The 13,905-nt window shown below is 74.0% G+C and carries 12 protein-coding genes; 5 read left to right on the forward strand and 7 right to left on the reverse strand.

The window, feature by feature from the left end:
• The first annotated feature begins 234 nt into the window (after nt 1–234).
• Nucleotides 235–1,179, forward strand: coding sequence for a TerC family protein (locus CLT72_RS19955; protein ID WP_101413098.1), 945 nt, complete (start codon nt 235–237; stop codon nt 1,177–1,179).
• 48 nt (nt 1,180–1,227) lie between these two features.
• On the opposite strand, the gene CLT72_RS19960 is transcribed toward CLT72_RS19955, so the two are convergent.
• The 5 genes from CLT72_RS19960 to CLT72_RS19980 all read right to left on the reverse strand — a co-directional run bounded on the left by CLT72_RS19960 (nt 1,228) and on the right by CLT72_RS19980 (nt 6,973).
• Nucleotides 1,228–4,809 (reverse strand): adenylate/guanylate cyclase domain-containing protein, encoded by a 3,582-nt coding sequence (locus CLT72_RS19960; RefSeq protein ID WP_101413099.1) that lies wholly within the window; start codon nt 4,807–4,809, stop codon nt 1,228–1,230.
• Entirely contained in the window at nt 4,806–5,633 is an 828-nt protein-coding gene (locus CLT72_RS19965) for an MBL fold metallo-hydrolase (protein ID WP_101413100.1), read from the reverse strand. The genes CLT72_RS19960 and CLT72_RS19965 overlap by 4 nt, the downstream gene beginning before the upstream one ends.
• Nucleotides 5,634–5,753: 120 nt before the next feature.
• Nucleotides 5,754–6,215, reverse strand: coding sequence for a RidA family protein (locus CLT72_RS19970; RefSeq protein WP_101413101.1), 462 nt, complete (start codon nt 6,213–6,215; stop codon nt 5,754–5,756).
• A gap of 76 nt (nt 6,216–6,291) precedes the next feature.
• The gene (gene sp36, locus CLT72_RS19975) at nt 6,292–6,447 is read right to left on the reverse strand and encodes a Sp36 family protein (protein ID WP_012184767.1); all 156 of its coding nucleotides are present in this window, start codon (nt 6,445–6,447) and stop codon (nt 6,292–6,294) included.
• A 46-nt stretch (nt 6,448–6,493) separates the two neighbouring features.
• Complete coding sequence (locus CLT72_RS19980; RefSeq protein WP_089003044.1) at nt 6,494–6,973, reverse strand: hypothetical protein; 480 nt, start codon at nt 6,971–6,973, stop codon at nt 6,494–6,496.
• Nucleotides 6,974–7,282: 309 nt separating this feature from the next.
• Here CLT72_RS19980 and CLT72_RS19985 point away from each other — a divergent pair, with 309 nt between their 5' ends.
• Genes CLT72_RS19985 through bagB form a run of 3 tightly spaced genes read left to right on the forward strand, consistent with a single transcriptional unit; the run spans nt 7,283 to nt 10,190 of the window.
• Nucleotides 7,283–7,981 (forward strand): Rv0361 family membrane protein, encoded by a 699-nt coding sequence (locus CLT72_RS19985; protein WP_101413102.1) that lies wholly within the window; start codon nt 7,283–7,285, stop codon nt 7,979–7,981.
• A gap of 26 nt (nt 7,982–8,007) precedes the next feature.
• Nucleotides 8,008–8,985 carry an ATPase BagA gene (gene bagA / locus CLT72_RS19990; protein ID WP_101413103.1) on the forward strand — a complete coding sequence of 326 codons (978 nt, stop codon included), beginning with the start codon at nt 8,008–8,010 and terminating at the stop codon, nt 8,983–8,985.
• Between the two features lie 53 nt (nt 8,986–9,038).
• Nucleotides 9,039–10,190, forward strand: a complete 1,152-nt coding sequence (gene bagB / locus CLT72_RS19995; RefSeq protein ID WP_199184609.1) for an ArsA family ATPase — start codon at nt 9,039–9,041, stop codon at nt 10,188–10,190.
• A gap of 6 nt (nt 10,191–10,196) precedes the next feature.
• Here the strand turns inward: bagB and CLT72_RS20000 are convergent, their stop codons facing one another.
• Nucleotides 10,197–10,517: a WhiB family transcriptional regulator gene (locus tag CLT72_RS20000; protein ID WP_089003040.1), complete on the reverse strand. Its 321-nt coding sequence runs from the start codon at nt 10,515–10,517 to the stop codon at nt 10,197–10,199.
• Between the two features lie 405 nt (nt 10,518–10,922).
• On the opposite strand from CLT72_RS20000, the gene CLT72_RS20005 reads away from it, so the two are divergent.
• On the forward strand, nt 10,923–13,358 hold the full coding sequence (locus CLT72_RS20005) for a penicillin-binding protein (protein WP_101415274.1): 2,436 nt from the start codon (nt 10,923–10,925) through the stop codon (nt 13,356–13,358).
• Between the two features lie 81 nt (nt 13,359–13,439).
• Here CLT72_RS20005 and CLT72_RS20010 read toward each other — a convergent pair whose 3' ends face one another.
• Complete coding sequence (locus tag CLT72_RS20010) at nt 13,440–13,895, reverse strand: GatB/YqeY domain-containing protein (RefSeq protein ID WP_101413104.1); 456 nt, start codon at nt 13,893–13,895, stop codon at nt 13,440–13,442.
• Between the last annotated feature and the right edge of the window lie 10 nt (nt 13,896–13,905).

Below are 13,905 nucleotides of genomic sequence, written 5' to 3' on the forward strand. Positions count from 1 at the left end.
CCCAGAAACGCCAGACTTCGGGGGTCGGACCGCGCGGCCGGGCACTAGACAGGCGAACCAGATTTCGTGAATAATGTACCGTAGTTCGAGGGGGAGTACCCGCCACCGGACGCGCCGGCCGTCAGTACGGACCCACCCGGGTCCCGGTCGCGCGGACCGCCGCACCGGCGGTCCGGGGAGACCTTCGGCCAGCACGCCGGCGCCCCGGCGCCGGCCCGGTCAAAGGGAGCCCCGATGTCCGTACCCTGGTGGGCCTGGCTGGCGCTCACCGCCGCGATCGCCGCCATGCTGGCGGTCGACCTGCTGCTGCACCGCGACGACCACGTCATCGGCCTGCGGGAGGCGGCCACCTGGTCGGCGATCTGGATCGCCGCCGGCCTCGCCTTCGGCGTCCTGCTCTGGCTGTGGCAGGGCGACGAGGCCGCCGGCGCCTACTTCGCGGGCTACCTCATCGAGAAGGCCCTGTCGGTCGACAACGTCTTCGTGTTCGCCCTGGTCTTCAGCTACTTCGCGGTGCCGGCCGCCTACCAGCACAAGGTGCTGTTCTGGGGAGTCGTCGGCGCGCTGCTGTTCCGCTTCGTCTTCATCCTCCTCGGCGCGGGGCTGCTCGAGACGTTCTTCTGGACCGCGTACGTCTTCGGCGCCTTCCTGGTCTGGACCGGCTGGAAGATGGCCTTCCGGCACGACGCCGAGACGCAGCCCGACCGGAACCTCGTGGTCCGCCTCGTCCGCCGGGTCGTCCCCACCGACGCCCGCTACCACGGGAGCAGGTTCTTCATCCGCATCGACGGCCGGCGTACGGCGACGCTGCTGTTCATCGTCCTCGTCGCCGTCGAGGCCACCGACCTGATCTTCGCCATCGACTCCGTGGCCGCGATCCTCGCGATCACCACCAGCACGTTCATCGTCTGGACCGCCAACGCCTTCGCCGTCCTCGGCCTGCGCAGCCTCTACTTCTGCCTCGCCGGGCTGCTGCGTCGCTTCGTGCACCTGCACTACGGGCTGGCGTTCCTGCTGGCCTTCGCCGGCGTCAAGCTCGTCCTCTCCGAGACGCCGGTGGGCAAGCTGCCCATCCCGCTGACCCTCGGCGTCATCGTCGCCACCCTCGCCGTCTCCATCGGCTGGAGCCTCGTCGCGACCCGCGGCACGGCCGGCACCCGTACCCCTACCGGCACCTGAGCGTCGACGACCGCCGACCCCTGCCCCGCCCGACCTCGCCGCCCACAGCTAGGGGGTGGCGAGGCGGGCGCGCAAGGCGTCTGCGGCGCGGCGCTCGCTGCGCTGCTCGGTCGCGTACGCCAGGCGGACCGCCTCCTCGGCGCAGGCCAGCGCCTCCTCGTGCCGGCCGCAGGCCGCGAGCGCCTCGGCGAGCACGCTCGCGGCGACCACCTGGCTGCGCACGTCCTCCGACGGGGCGGTGACGGCCCGCCGCGCCCAGTCCAGCGCCTGCTCGCACTGGCCGTGGGCGAGCAGCGCGGACGCGTACCGGGCCATGGTCTGGCGGCGGGAGAAGAGCAGCGAGGGCACGGTGGCGGCGGCGGTGGCCACCGGGGCGAGCAGCCCGACGGCGGTCGCGGAGTCGCCGGCCGCCAACCGGGCGGTGGCCAGCAGCACCCGGGGCCCCACCTGCGCGGGCGCCTGCGGGTTGTGCGGCTCCACGGCGGTCAGCACCGAGCGGGCGTCCCGCTCGGCCGTCTCGCAGTCGCCCAGGTCCAGCGCCACGAACCCGCGCAGCGTGCCGGCCATCCCGGTGAGCAGCGGGTGCGACGTGCGCTCCGCGTACGACAGCGCGTCGGTGAGCAGGTCGGCTGCGTGCCCCGGCTCGCCCAGCCCGCGCGCCACGACCCCCCGGACGACCAGCGCGAACCCGCGCCCCCAGTCGTCGGAGGCGGCGGCGAACTCCCGGTACGCGCGGCGGGCCCCCCGGTCCGCCTCGGCCAGCTCGCCCAGCTCGGCGGTGGCGAACGCCTCGACCGCGCGCAGCGTGCCCACCGCCCACGACTCGCCGACCCGCTCGCCGAACGGCAGGAAGACCTGCGCCATCCGGCACGCCTCACGCAGCCGGCCGGCGAGCAGCCGCGCGAAGGCGGTGGTGCCGCGCAGCCAGGCCCGCCCGTACGGGTCCTTCAGCTCGGCGAAGAGCCGGGCGGCCCGGCCGAGCACCGCGTCCGTGCCGGCGAAGTCGCCCCGGGTGGTGGTCACCCAGGCCAGGTTCTGCAACGACCACGCCTGCCCCCGGCGGTCCTGCGCCTGGAGGCTGACCTGGTACGACGCGGCGAGCCGGCTGCTGGCCTGCCCCAGCCGCCCGGCGATGAAGTCGGCCATGCCGAGGCGGCGCATCGCCGAGGCGCGCAGCGTCGGCAGCCCGCCGGCCGTGGCCACCTGCAACGCCTCCTGCCAGCAGGCCACCGCGCGCGCCTGGTCGCCCATGGTCTGGTGGGCCTGCCCGGCGAGCAGCAGCGCGCTGGTCCGGACGGCGGACTCGTCGCCGGCGTTCGCGGCGATCTTCTCGGCGGAGGCGAGGGCGTCGGCGGGGCGACCCACCTGGAGCAGCGCCCGCGCGTGCACCACCCGGTCGGCCGCCGGCACCCCGTCGCGGGCCAGCTCGGCGGCGCGTTCGGCGTACTCCACGGCCAGCGCGGGCTCGCCCGCCTGCAACGACCGGCGGGCGGCCCCGCCGAGCGCGGCGACGCCCAGGCCGACGACGGCCCGTGCCGGCGCGTCCGGCCGCAGCCCGACCGCGTCGGCCAGCGTGGCGGCCCGTTCGACGTGCTGGGCCACGAAGACGTCCCGGGCGGCCTCGGTGAAGCCGCCCGGCGCGCCCGCCCCCGCCAGCGGATCCGCCGCGGCCCAGCGGGCCAGCGCCGCGTGCCGCTCGGCCAGCTCGGCCTTGCTCACCCCGGCGTAGGCGGCCTCCCGCATCAGCGGGGTCGCGAAGGCGTAGCCGGTGCGGGTGCGGTGCAGCATCCGGCGTTGCAGCAGCTCCTCCACGGCCCGTTCCAGCTCGACGGCGACCACCGCCGCCGGCCGGCCGTCGCGGCCGGCCCGCTGCTCGCGCAGCGCCTCCAGCGCGCCGTCCGGCACCGTGTCGCCGACGACCGCCGCGTCCCGCAGCACGGAGCGGGCCTCCGCCGGCAGCGCGTCGATGCGCGCGGCGAGCACCGCGGCCAGGTCGCGGGAGAGCAGGCGGCTGCCGAGCGAGCCGGGCACGAGCCGCCAGCTGCCGGGGCTCGGGGAGCTGCGCTCGGCGACGGCGGTCAGCGCGCCCCGCTCCATCAGCAGGGTGACCAGCTCGGCCAGGTAGAACGGGTTGCCCTGGGCGGTGGCGAGCAGCCGGTCGGCGTCGGCCTGCGGCAGCCTGCCGCCGCCGAGGTAGGTGGTGAGCAGCCGGGCCGCGTCGGCACCGCGCAGCGGCGGCAGCGCGTGCACCTCGGCGTCCGCGACCCGGGTCAGCGCCCCGGCGGTACGCACCAGCTCGGGCCGGCCGAGCAGCAGGACCAGCACCGGGCCGGTGAGCCGGGACAGGGTGACCCCGAGCGCCCGGATGGTCTCGGCGGTGGCGTCGTGCAGGTCGTCCACGACGACCACCAGGGGCGCCTCCCCGGCGAGCGCGGTGAGCAGGTCCGCGACCGCGTTCGGCACGGCGTCGGCGTCGGCGGGCTGGGCGGTGCCCCACTCGCCCTGGTCGGCCGCGCCACCGGGCAGTTCGGCGTACCCGAGCAGGGCCAGCAGCTGGTCGGTGGCGATGGGTGCCGGCTCGCCGGAGCGGCTGAGTCGCTGGCCGAGCCGGCGCAGGCGTTCCTCCACGGCCGGGCGGGTGAGCGCGGTGGCGGGGTCCCCGGGCAGGCCGACCGCCGCCCTGACCAGGTCGGCCAGGGGCGCGAGCCGGCGCCGCTCGCCGAACGCGGCGCAGCGCACCGACAGCACCCGGGCGCCGGTGTGCGCGGCGTACCGGCCGGCGCCGACGTCGTAGCCGGCGGCGAGGCGTTCCACCTCGGCGGCGAAGCGGGACTTGCCGATCCCGGCCTCGGCGGTCATCAGCAGTACCCGGGGCTCGGCGCGGTCGATCACCTCGGCGAGCCGGCCGGCGACCCGCCCGATCTCGGTCTCCCGGCCCACGAAGGGGGCCTCGTCGCCGAGGCCGGACCGGGTGCCCGGGGCGTCCAGCAGGCCCAGCAGCTCGTACGCCTCGACCGGCTCGCGCTTGCCCTTGAGCCGCAGCGGGCGCAGCGCCCGCCAGGAGGCGACGTGCCGGGTGGCGGCGGAGGTGCGCGCCCCCGCGTAGACCGCGCCGACGGCGGCGGCGTCGGCCAGCCGGGCGGCGGTGTTCACGGTGTCGCCGATGACCGTGTACTCGATCGCGGCCTGGATGCCGGCGATCACGTCGCCGGTGTTCAGCCCGACCCGCAGGCCGAGCGGCGCGCCGCCGCCGCGCTCGTCGTCGAGCACCCGGCGGACGGCCCGCTGCATCGACAGCGCGGCACGTACGGCCCGCTCGGCGTCGTCCTCGTGCGCGACCGGCGCGCCGAAGACCGCCATGATCCCGTCGCCGGTGAGCTTGTCGACGTGCCCGCCGAACGTCTTCACCGCGCCGGCCAGGGCGGCGAGCACCCGGTCGGTGACCGCGCCGACGCGTTCCGGGTCGAGGTCCTCCGACCAGGAGGTGAAGTCGGACAGGTCGCCGAAGAGCACCGTCACCACGCGGCGTTCGGCCGCGGGCAGCGTCGCGGCGGCCGGCAGCGCGGCGCCGCAGTTGTGGCAGAACCGCGCGCCGGGCACCGCGACGGTTCCGCACACCGGGCAGGTCACGCTTGCTCCAACCCCGCGGTGCCTCCGCCGGATTCCCGGCCCAGGTATTCCAGTTGGGCCCGCACGGACCACTCGGCGGCCCACCACAGCGACCGGTCGACGTCGGCGTAGACCGTCGCGACCACCTCCGCGGCGGTGCCGGCGCCCCCGGCGACCGCCGCCCGGACCTGGTCGAGCCGGGCCCGGCGGTGGGCGAGGTAGAAGTCAGCGGCGGCGCCGCAGTCGGCCAGCGCCGGGCCGTGCCCCGGCAGCGCCGTGATCCCCCCGTACGCGGAGAGCAGCTCCAGGCTGGCCAGGTAGTCGCCGAGGTGCCCGTCCGGGTGGGCGACCACGGTGGTGCCCCGGCCGAGGATCGTGTCGCCGGTCAGCACCGCCCGCTCGTCGCCGTGCCCGACCAGGAAGCAGACCGAGTCGCCGGTGTGCCCGGGGGTCGGCACGAGTCGGACGCTCAGCCCGTGCTCGCCGAGTTCCTCCCCCGGCCCGGCCAGCGGCTCCCCGGCGATGGTGTGCGTCGGGTCGGCGGCGCGTACGGGCACCCCGTCGAGCAGGTCGTGCAGGCGGCGCGAGCCGTCGGTGTGGTCGGGGTGGCCGTGGGTGATCAGCACCAGGCCGATCGGCCCCAGCGCGGCGATCGCCGCCAGGTGCCCCTCGTCGGCCGGGCCAGGGTCGACGACGACCGCGTGCTCCTGGCCGGGGGCGCGCAGCACCCAGGTGTTGGTGCCGTCGAGCGTCATCGGCCCCGGGTTCGGGGCACGCAGCAGCGTCACCCAGTCCGGCAGTTCGCCGGCGAGCGCCGCCGCCGGCGCGGTGAAGTGCCCGGTCATGGCTGCGATCGTACGGCCCCGCCGGCCGCTCCCCGCGATCTTGCAGATCCGGCCCTCGATACGTACCGCTTCACGGCTTTTGCCGGCGCGGAGTGCCAGATCGCGGGGAGGCGGCGCGGGTCAGGAGACCTCGACGACGACCTCGACCTCGACGGGGGCGTCCAGGGGCAGCTCGGCGACGCCGACGGCGGCGCGCGCGTGCCGGCCGGCCTCACCGAAGACCGCGCCGAACAGGTCGGACGCCCCGTTGATCACGCCCGGGATGGCGGTGAAGCCGGAGGCGGCGGCGACGAAGCCGGTCACCTTGACGACCTTCACGACGTTCTCCAGACCGACCAGCGAGTCGATCGCGGCCAGCGCGTTGAGCGCGCACCGCTGGGCCAGGTCCTTGGCCTGCTCGGCGGAGACGCCGGCGCCGACCTTGCCGGTGGCGAGCAGCTTCCCCTCGACCATCGGCAGCTGCCCGGAGACGTAGACGTGCTGCCCGGACTGGACGGCCGGCACGTAGCTGGCCACCGGCGGGACCACCTCGGGCAGCGTGTGCCCGAGCTCGGCGAGCTTCGCGTGCGGACCGTTGCTCATGCCGCCACCTCGCTGCGCTCGGCGGAGCCATGAGCCCCCGACGCGCCGTCCAGGACGATTCGCTCGCTCCGCTCGCTCATGCCTTCGCCCGCTTCAGGTACGCGACGAGCTGCTCCGGGTTGGGACCGGGAACCACGGAGACGAGTTCCCAACCGTCCTCGCCCCAGTTGTCGAGGATCTGCTTGGTCGCGTGGACCAGCAGCGGGACCGTGGCGTATTCCCACTTCTGCATCGGTGGAGGGCTCCCTCGGATGGAGTTCGACTTCTCGACGCACAGCCTACGGTCCGGCGGACGGGCCGGGCGCGGGACGCTGCTCCGGGGCCGCCGGCACCTCCCCGCAGGGGCCGCCGTGCTCGTACGGCTGGGGGCAGCGGGAGCGGTCCGGCAGCAGCAGGTCGCAGAAGACGCGGTGCCGGTTGTTCTGGTCGTCCGTGCTCGACACGGTGGTCTCGCCGGCGTCCAGTTCGACCAGGAAGCTCAGCGAGGTGGCGACGGTCCCGGCCAGCGCCGTGGCCGCCCGCAGGTCGGCGACCCGGATCGGCAGGTGGATGACGAACCCGGGCTCCTCCTCGTCCCGGCCTCCGGGGCCCGGCCGGCCGGGGACGCGCACCACCTCGACGGGTTCGGCCAGCCGCCGGTACGACCGCTCGTTGATGGGCAGGCCGACGCCGCCCTCGGCGTCGCCCGAGGAGGCGGGCCGCCGCGCCCGGTCGCCCGCCGGGAACTGGCCTCGGGGGATGTTGTCCACGTCGCGCATGCCTTGCCTCCGGGCGTCGTACCTGGTCACGTCATCACTTCGGGCCCGGACGCTGCGCCTGGCCCGCCCCCCGCGCCGCTGAGAACGTAGGTCCGGGGCGACAGCCCCGCCAACCGGACGCGCACACCCGATCACCCAAAGTCACATATGCGACACAGCGTCGGTAAGGAAACTGACGGCACCCCACCGCCCCCCGGCGCGACGAACCGCCCGATACCCTTCCGGTCGGACGGGCGCTCGCCGGCTCGCCGCCAGCTCGATCACGCTCGTCGCCAGGTCAGGCGACGGCGCCGCAACCCGGGGGATGAGATGACCCAACCACCCAGCGGTGGCCCCGTCGGACCGGCCGACCAGCCGGACCCCCCGGCGGCTCCCGACGCCACGGGGACGCCCGGCCCGGCCGCCGCCCCCGCCGCCCCGCCCGGCAGCCCCGCCGCCGTTCCGCCCGCCGCCGCCGTCCCGCCCGGCCCCGTCGCCGTCCCACCCGGCCCCGCGGCCGTCCCGGACCCGGCGTTCCCTCCTCCCCCGCCCGGGTACCCGCCCCACCAGCCGCCAGCCGCACCGAAGAAGAAGCGCGGCGCGCTGATCGCCTCCGTCGCCCTGGCCGTGATCCTGCTGCTCTGCGCCGGCGGCGGCGTCGTGGCGTTCCTGACGCTGCGCGACGCCGAGAGCGGCGAGGGGGCAAAGGAGCCGGCGGTCGCGGTGGACGAGTTCCTCGAAGCCGTCTACCAGGAGCGGGACGCGGACCGGGCGGCCGGCCTGGTCTGCTCCTCCTCGCGCGACAAGAAGAAGATCGCGGCCAAGGTGGCCGAGGTCGAGAAGCACGTCTCGGCCCACCAGAACCCCCGGTTCCGGTGGAGCACTCCGCAGGTGGACAACCAGACCGGTGACCGGGCCACGGTCACCACCAAGGTCACCATGACCACCGCCGACGAGAAGGTGGCCGACCAGGACCTGCGGTTCACCGTGGTGAAGAAGACGGGTTGGTGGGTCTGCGAGGTCGCCTGAGCCGGCGGCCTGGATAGGCTCGACGGGTGCGAGCAGCAGAGTCGCCGGCCGACCCGGCCGGCCCCCGGTGGCCGGCCCGCCTCCACGTCGTGACCGGCAAGGGCGGCACCGGCAAGACCAGCGTCGCGGCGGCGCTGGCCCTCGCGCTGGCCGCCGGCGGCCGGCGCACGCTGCTGGTCGAGGTCGAGGGGCGGCAGGGCATCGCCCAGCTCTTCGGCACCGACCCGCTGCCGTACGAGGAACGGCACCTGACCGACGCGCCGGGCGGCGGGGAGGTGCGGGCCCTGGCGGTGGACGCCGAGGAGGCCCTGCTGGAGTACCTCGACATGTTCTACAAGCTCGGCGCGGCCGGCCGGGCGCTGCGCAAGCTCGGGGCGATCGACTTCGCCACCACCATCGCCCCCGGCCTGCGGGACGTCCTGCTCACCGGCAAGGTGAAGGAGGCCACCACCCGCACCGTCGGCCAGCGGCGCGCGTACGACGCCGTGGTGCTGGACGCGCCGCCCACCGGGCGGATCGGCCGGTTCCTCAACGTCACCGCCGAGACGGCCCGGCTGGCCAAGGTGGGCCCGATCAAGACCCAGAGCGAGGGGGTCGCCGCCCTGCTGCGCTCCCCGATCACCGCCGTGCACGTCGTCACCCTGCTGGAGGAGATGCCGGTCCAGGAGACGGTCGACGCGATCGCCGAGCTGACCCAGCTCGGCTTCCCGGTGGGTCGGGTGATCGTCAACGGGGCCCGGCCGCCGCTGCCCGCCGGGCGGGTGGTGGCCGCCGCGGAGCTGGAACGGGGGCTGCGCGCCGCCGGGCTGCCGACCGACCGGGAGACCGTCGCCGGGCTGGCCGCCGAGGCGCGCGACCAGGCCGTCCGCCGCGAACTGGAGGAGACGCTCCGGGCCGACCTGGTGGAGCTGGGGCTGCCGATGACCGAGCTGCCCCTGCTGCCCGGCGGGGTGGACCGGGCCGGCCTGGACCGGCTCGCCGCGGCCCTCGTCGGGGCCGACTGACTCACACTGCCGCCGGCACGGGCGCAAGGACCGACCCGGCCCGATACGCTCGATTGGTGCCTTCCGAAGACGCGGCGCCGCAGCTGGACGTCGACCAGATCCTCGCCGATCCGGGCGTCCGGATCGTGGTGTGCTGCGGGGCGGGCGGGGTGGGGAAGACGACCACGGCCGCCGCGCTCGCGCTGCGCGCCGCCGAGCGGCACGGCCGGCGGACGGTGGTGCTCACCATCGACCCGGCCCGCCGGCTGGCCCAGTCGCTCGGGCTGACCGAGCTGGACAACACCCCCCGCCAGGTCAAGGGCATCGACGTCGAGGCCAGCGGCGGCGAGCTGCACGCCATGATGCTCGACATGAAGCGCACGTTCGACGACGTGGTGCTCCAGCACACCGATCGGGCGAAGGCGGAAGAGATCTTCGCCAACCCCTTCTATCAGGCCATGAGCTCGACCTTCGCCGGCACGCAGGAATACATGGCGATGGAGAAGCTGGGCCAGCTGCACGCCCGGGGCGAGTGGGACCTGATCGTGGTGGACACCCCGCCGTCCCGCTCGGCGCTGGACTTCCTGGACGCCCCGGCCCGGCTGTCCCGCTTCCTCGACGGGCGGATGCTGCGGCTGCTGCTGGCCCCGGCGCGTACCGGCGGGCGGAGCATGTTCAGCCTGGTCACGGCCTCGTTCGGGATGTTCTCCAAGGTCGTGCAGAAGGTGCTCGGGGCCCAGTTGCTGACCGACCTGTCCGGGTTCGTCGCCGCGTTGGACTCGATGTTCGGCGGCTTCCGTCAGCGCGCCGAGCAGACGTACCGCATCCTCCAGGCCCGGGAGACGGCGTTCCTGCTGGTCGCGGCGCCGGAGCCGGACGCGGTCCGGGAGGCGGCCTACTTCGCGGGCCGGCTGCGCGAGGAGAAGATGCCGCTGGCGGGCCTGGTGCTCAACCGGGTGCACCGCTCGGCGGTGCCGGCGCTCGGCGCGGCCGAGAGCCTGGCCGCCGCGGAGCGGCTGGCCGGCCTCGGCGGGCACGAGGGCACCGTCGACGTGCTGCGGGCCCACGCCGCGCTGGCCCAGCAGGCGGTACGCGAGCGGCAGGTGGCGGCCCGGTTCACCGAGGCGTTCCCGGCGGTGCCGGCGGTGTCGGTGACGGCGCAGCCCGCCGACGTGCACGACGTCGACGGGCTGCGGACGATCGGCGCGGCGATCAGCCGGCCGTGACGGCGCTCAGCCGGCGGTGGTGACGAGGATCTTGTCCTTGCCGGCCTTGTCCTTGGCGTTCTTCTTCATCGCGGCCTCGAACATCTTGCGCCAGCTCGCCACCTGGGGGTGACGGCGCAACAGCGCGCGGCGTTCGCGTTCGGTCATGCCGCCCCACACGCCGAACTCGATCCGGTTGTCCAGCGCGTCGGCCAGGCACTCGTACCGAACTGGGCAGCTCCGGCAGATCCGCTTCGCCACGTTCTGTTCGGCGCCCTGTACGAACAACGCGTCCGGGTCCCCGTTCTGACACGCCGCCAGCGACGGCCAGTCAGTGATCATGCCCATCTGTACACGTCCCCCCTTGCAGTACCTACCGACCCCGTCGCGGACCAGCCGGCAATTCCCCCCGATCGCCCGGCCTGCCTTCCCCAAGGCGGCACGGACGACATGTGGCGCTGTCGCCGCCCCCATCATGCTCTGTAGTCGACTGATTACGCAACGTTGTCGGCGAAATCCATCATTCCGGACACTCCCGGCTTCCCGGGCTTCGCGACCGCCGGTTACCCCGTCGGAGTCCGTGAAAACGCTGCGAGCCCCTCCCGGAAGGAGAGAGACTCGGCGCCGGATCCACGCAACCACGCACCGGGGGTCGTGCGTTTAGCACAACGAGGTCGGCGCGCGCAGGAAATGGGGAAAGAACGCCCCGGCGCCCCTCGTTCCCTACTCGCGTACCCTGTCGAGGTGACCTGGATGCGGAAACGTGACCACAATGTGCTGACCAACGCCGCATCGCTACTCATCTGTGGCCTGTTGGCCGGCGTGGTGGTCGCGGCGGCGGCCTTCCCCGCGGTGGCGATGTCCGGGCTTGCCGCGAAGGCCGGCGCCGAGACCTTCGGCGCACTGCCCAAGGAGCTGACCGTGGCCCGCGCGCCGCAGATCAGCTACCTGCTCGCCTCCGACGGCAAGACCCCGCTGGCGACCATGTACGACGAGAACCGCCGCGACGTCAAGCTCAAGGACGTCGCGCCCATCATGCAGAAGGCGATCGTCGCCGCCGAGGACCACGACTTCTACAAGCACAACGGCGTGGACCTCAACGGCATCGCCCGTGCCTTCGTCAACAACCAGTCCAACGCGTCCAGCCAGCAGGGCGCCTCGACGCTGACCATGCAGTACGTCCGGCTCGCCATCGCCTACTCGGCGAGCCACCCGGCGGACGTGGTCGCGGCCACCGAGGACACCAGCGCCCGCAAGCTGCGCGAGATGCGCTACGCCATCCAGATCGACAAGGAGCTCTCCAAGGACGAGATCCTGGAGCGCTACCTCAACATCGCCGCGTTCGGCAACGGCGCGTACGGCATCTACGCCGCCAGCCAGGTCTACTTCAACAAGCCGCCGAGCAAGTTGAAGATCGAGGAAGCGGCCATGCTGGCCGGCATGGTGAAGGCGCCGAGCACCAACGACCCGACCACCAAGAGCGGCTACACGGCGGCGGTCGCCCGACGTGACTACGTCATCGAGAACATGGTCGAGACCGGCGCCATCACCCGCCAGGAGGCGGACGCGGCGAAGGCCGTCAAGCTCAAGGTCACCGGCAAGCGGGCCCCCAACGGCTGTGTCTCGACCAACGAGAAGGGCTGGGGCTTCTTCTGCGACTACTTCTACCGCTGGTGGATGGGGCAGGAGACGTTCGGCTCGACCTCGTACGACCGGGAGCGGCGGCTCAAGAGCGGCGGCTACACCGTCATCACCACGCTCGACCCGCAGGCCCAGCGGGGCGCCGACAAGGCCGTCCGCAAGGCCAAGTCGGAGAAGAGCAAGGAAGCCGCCATGGTCGCGGTGGTGGAGCCGGGCACCGGCCGGGTACGGGCGCTGGCGGTGAACCGCAACTTCAAGCTCGACGACCCGAAGAAGCCGGCCAACAAGCCGCACAGCGACCCCAAGAAGCGCAAGAAGAATAAGCTCGGCAACTACCCGAACACCGTGAACCCGCTGCTCACCGGCGGCGACGGACTGACGGGCTACCAGGCCGGCTCGACCTTCAAGATCTTCACGATCGTGGCGGCGCTGGAGAAGGGCATCCCGCTCGGCTACACGATCAACGCCCCGCAGCAGTTCCGCTCGGAATACCGGATCCAGCCCGGGCCGGCGGCCTGCCCCGGCACCAACCTGTACTGCCCGACCAACTCCGGCAAGAAGGCCGGTGGCGTGCAGAACATGTGGAGCGCCTTCGCCCAGTCGATCAACACGTACTTCGTGCCGCTCCAGCAGCAGGTCGGCGCCGAGAACGTGGTCGACGTGGCCAAGCGGCTCGGCATCCAGTTCCGCACCACGGAGGACCGCCGGCTGAGCGGCACCAAGGAGGCCGCGCACGACTGGGGTGCCTTCACCCTGGGCGTCTCGCAGACCACCCCGATGGAGCTGGCCAACGCCTACGCCACCCTCGCGGCGGACGGCAAGTACTGCGAGCCCATCCCGGTGCAGGAGATCAAGGACCCGGAGGGCAAGAAGCTCGACATCGCCAACCCGCGCTGCGAGAAGCGGGTCAGCACCGAGGTGGCCCGCGCCGCCGTCGACGCCGCCCGCTGCCCGGTCGGTGACAACTCCTCCACCAGCAAGTGCGGCGGCAGCCGTACGGCCGCCGAGGTCAAGCAGGCCGTCGACGCGCCGGTGGCCGGCAAGTCCGGCACCACCGACTCGGAGAAGACCGCCTCGCTCGTCGCGATGACCAAGCAGTACGCGGTGGCGGGCATCATGGCCGACCCGGACTGGCCGCAGACCAACGTCAAGATGAAGCACAAGCAGAAGGACGGCATCAACCCGCCGGTCTACGAGACGCTGCGCGACGCCATGAAGGGCAAGAAGCGGATCAACTTCGAGCCCCCGGGCCAGAAGATCCGTGAGGGCGACCAGCGTCGCATCCCCGACGTCAAGTGCCTGGACCCGCAGCAGGCGAAGTCCCGGATCGAGGCGGAGGGCTTCGACGCGATCATCTCCGACATCAAGGTCCCGTCGAGCTGCCCCGCCGGCAAGGCCGCCGGCACCAGCCCCGACGGCCGCACCATCAAGGGCGGCGTGGTGACCATCCAGATCAGCTCCGGCGGAGGCACCACCCCGGGCACGACGCCCGGCAACGGCGGGCCGCCGAACAACCCGGGCCGTCCGCCGGGCCGCCCCGGCGGCTGAGCCGGCCGCACGAACGCCACGGGCGGGCACCCTTCGCGGGGTGCCCGCCCGTTTCGCGTACGCAGGTCGGCGCGGCCGGAGTCAGAGGCCGAGCTGTCGGCGTACCTCGGCGGCGACCCGACCGCCCTCGGCCCGGCCGGCCACCGCCGCCTGGGCCGCCTTCATGGCCGGGCCCATCTGCGCCTTGCCGGTGAAGCCGCCCGCGGCGAGCGCCCCCGCGACCAGCTCGGTCAGCTCGGCGTCGGGGAGCTGCTTCGGCAGGTAGCGCTCCAGCACCTCGCCCTCGGCCACCTCCTTCGCGGCCTGCTCGGTGCGGCCGGCGTCGCCGAAGGCGGTGGCGGCCTCCCGGCGCTTCTTCGCCTCCCTGGTCAGCACCGCGAGCACCTCGTCGTCGGTGAGCTCGCGCTTGGCCTTGCCGGCGACCTCGGCGGTGCCGACGGCGGCGAGCGCCATCCGCAGCGTGGAGGTGGTCAGCTCGTCGCGCGCCTTCAGGGCGGCGCGCATGTCGGCGGTCAGACGGTCCTTCAGCGTGCTCATGGTCGGTGAA

This window comes from Micromonospora sp. CNZ309 (assembly GCF_002846525.1).

What these genes read in the sequence shown, in the direction of transcription:
- CLT72_RS20000 (WP_089003040.1), bottom strand. Translation starts at nt 10,517, where the DNA reads ATGGGCATGATCACTGACTGGCCGTCGCTGGCGGCGTGTCAGAACGGG.
- CLT72_RS19955 (WP_101413098.1), top strand. Translation starts at nt 235, where the DNA reads ATGTCCGTACCCTGGTGGGCCTGGCTGGCGCTCACCGCCGCGATCGCC.
- CLT72_RS19985 (WP_101413102.1), top strand. Translation starts at nt 7,283, where the DNA reads ATGACCCAACCACCCAGCGGTGGCCCCGTCGGACCGGCCGACCAGCCG.
- CLT72_RS20005 (WP_101415274.1), top strand. Translation starts at nt 10,923, where the DNA reads ATGCGGAAACGTGACCACAATGTGCTGACCAACGCCGCATCGCTACTC.
- CLT72_RS19965 (WP_101413100.1), bottom strand. Translation starts at nt 5,633, where the DNA reads ATGACCGGGCACTTCACCGCGCCGGCGGCGGCGCTCGCCGGCGAACTG.
- sp36 (WP_012184767.1), bottom strand. Translation starts at nt 6,447, where the DNA reads ATGCAGAAGTGGGAATACGCCACGGTCCCGCTGCTGGTCCACGCGACC.
- CLT72_RS19980 (WP_089003044.1), bottom strand. Translation starts at nt 6,973, where the DNA reads ATGCGCGACGTGGACAACATCCCCCGAGGCCAGTTCCCGGCGGGCGAC.
- CLT72_RS20010 (WP_101413104.1), bottom strand. Translation starts at nt 13,895, where the DNA reads ATGAGCACGCTGAAGGACCGTCTGACCGCCGACATGCGCGCCGCCCTG.
- CLT72_RS19970 (WP_101413101.1), bottom strand. Translation starts at nt 6,215, where the DNA reads ATGAGCAACGGTCCGCACGCGAAGCTCGCCGAGCTCGGGCACACGCTG.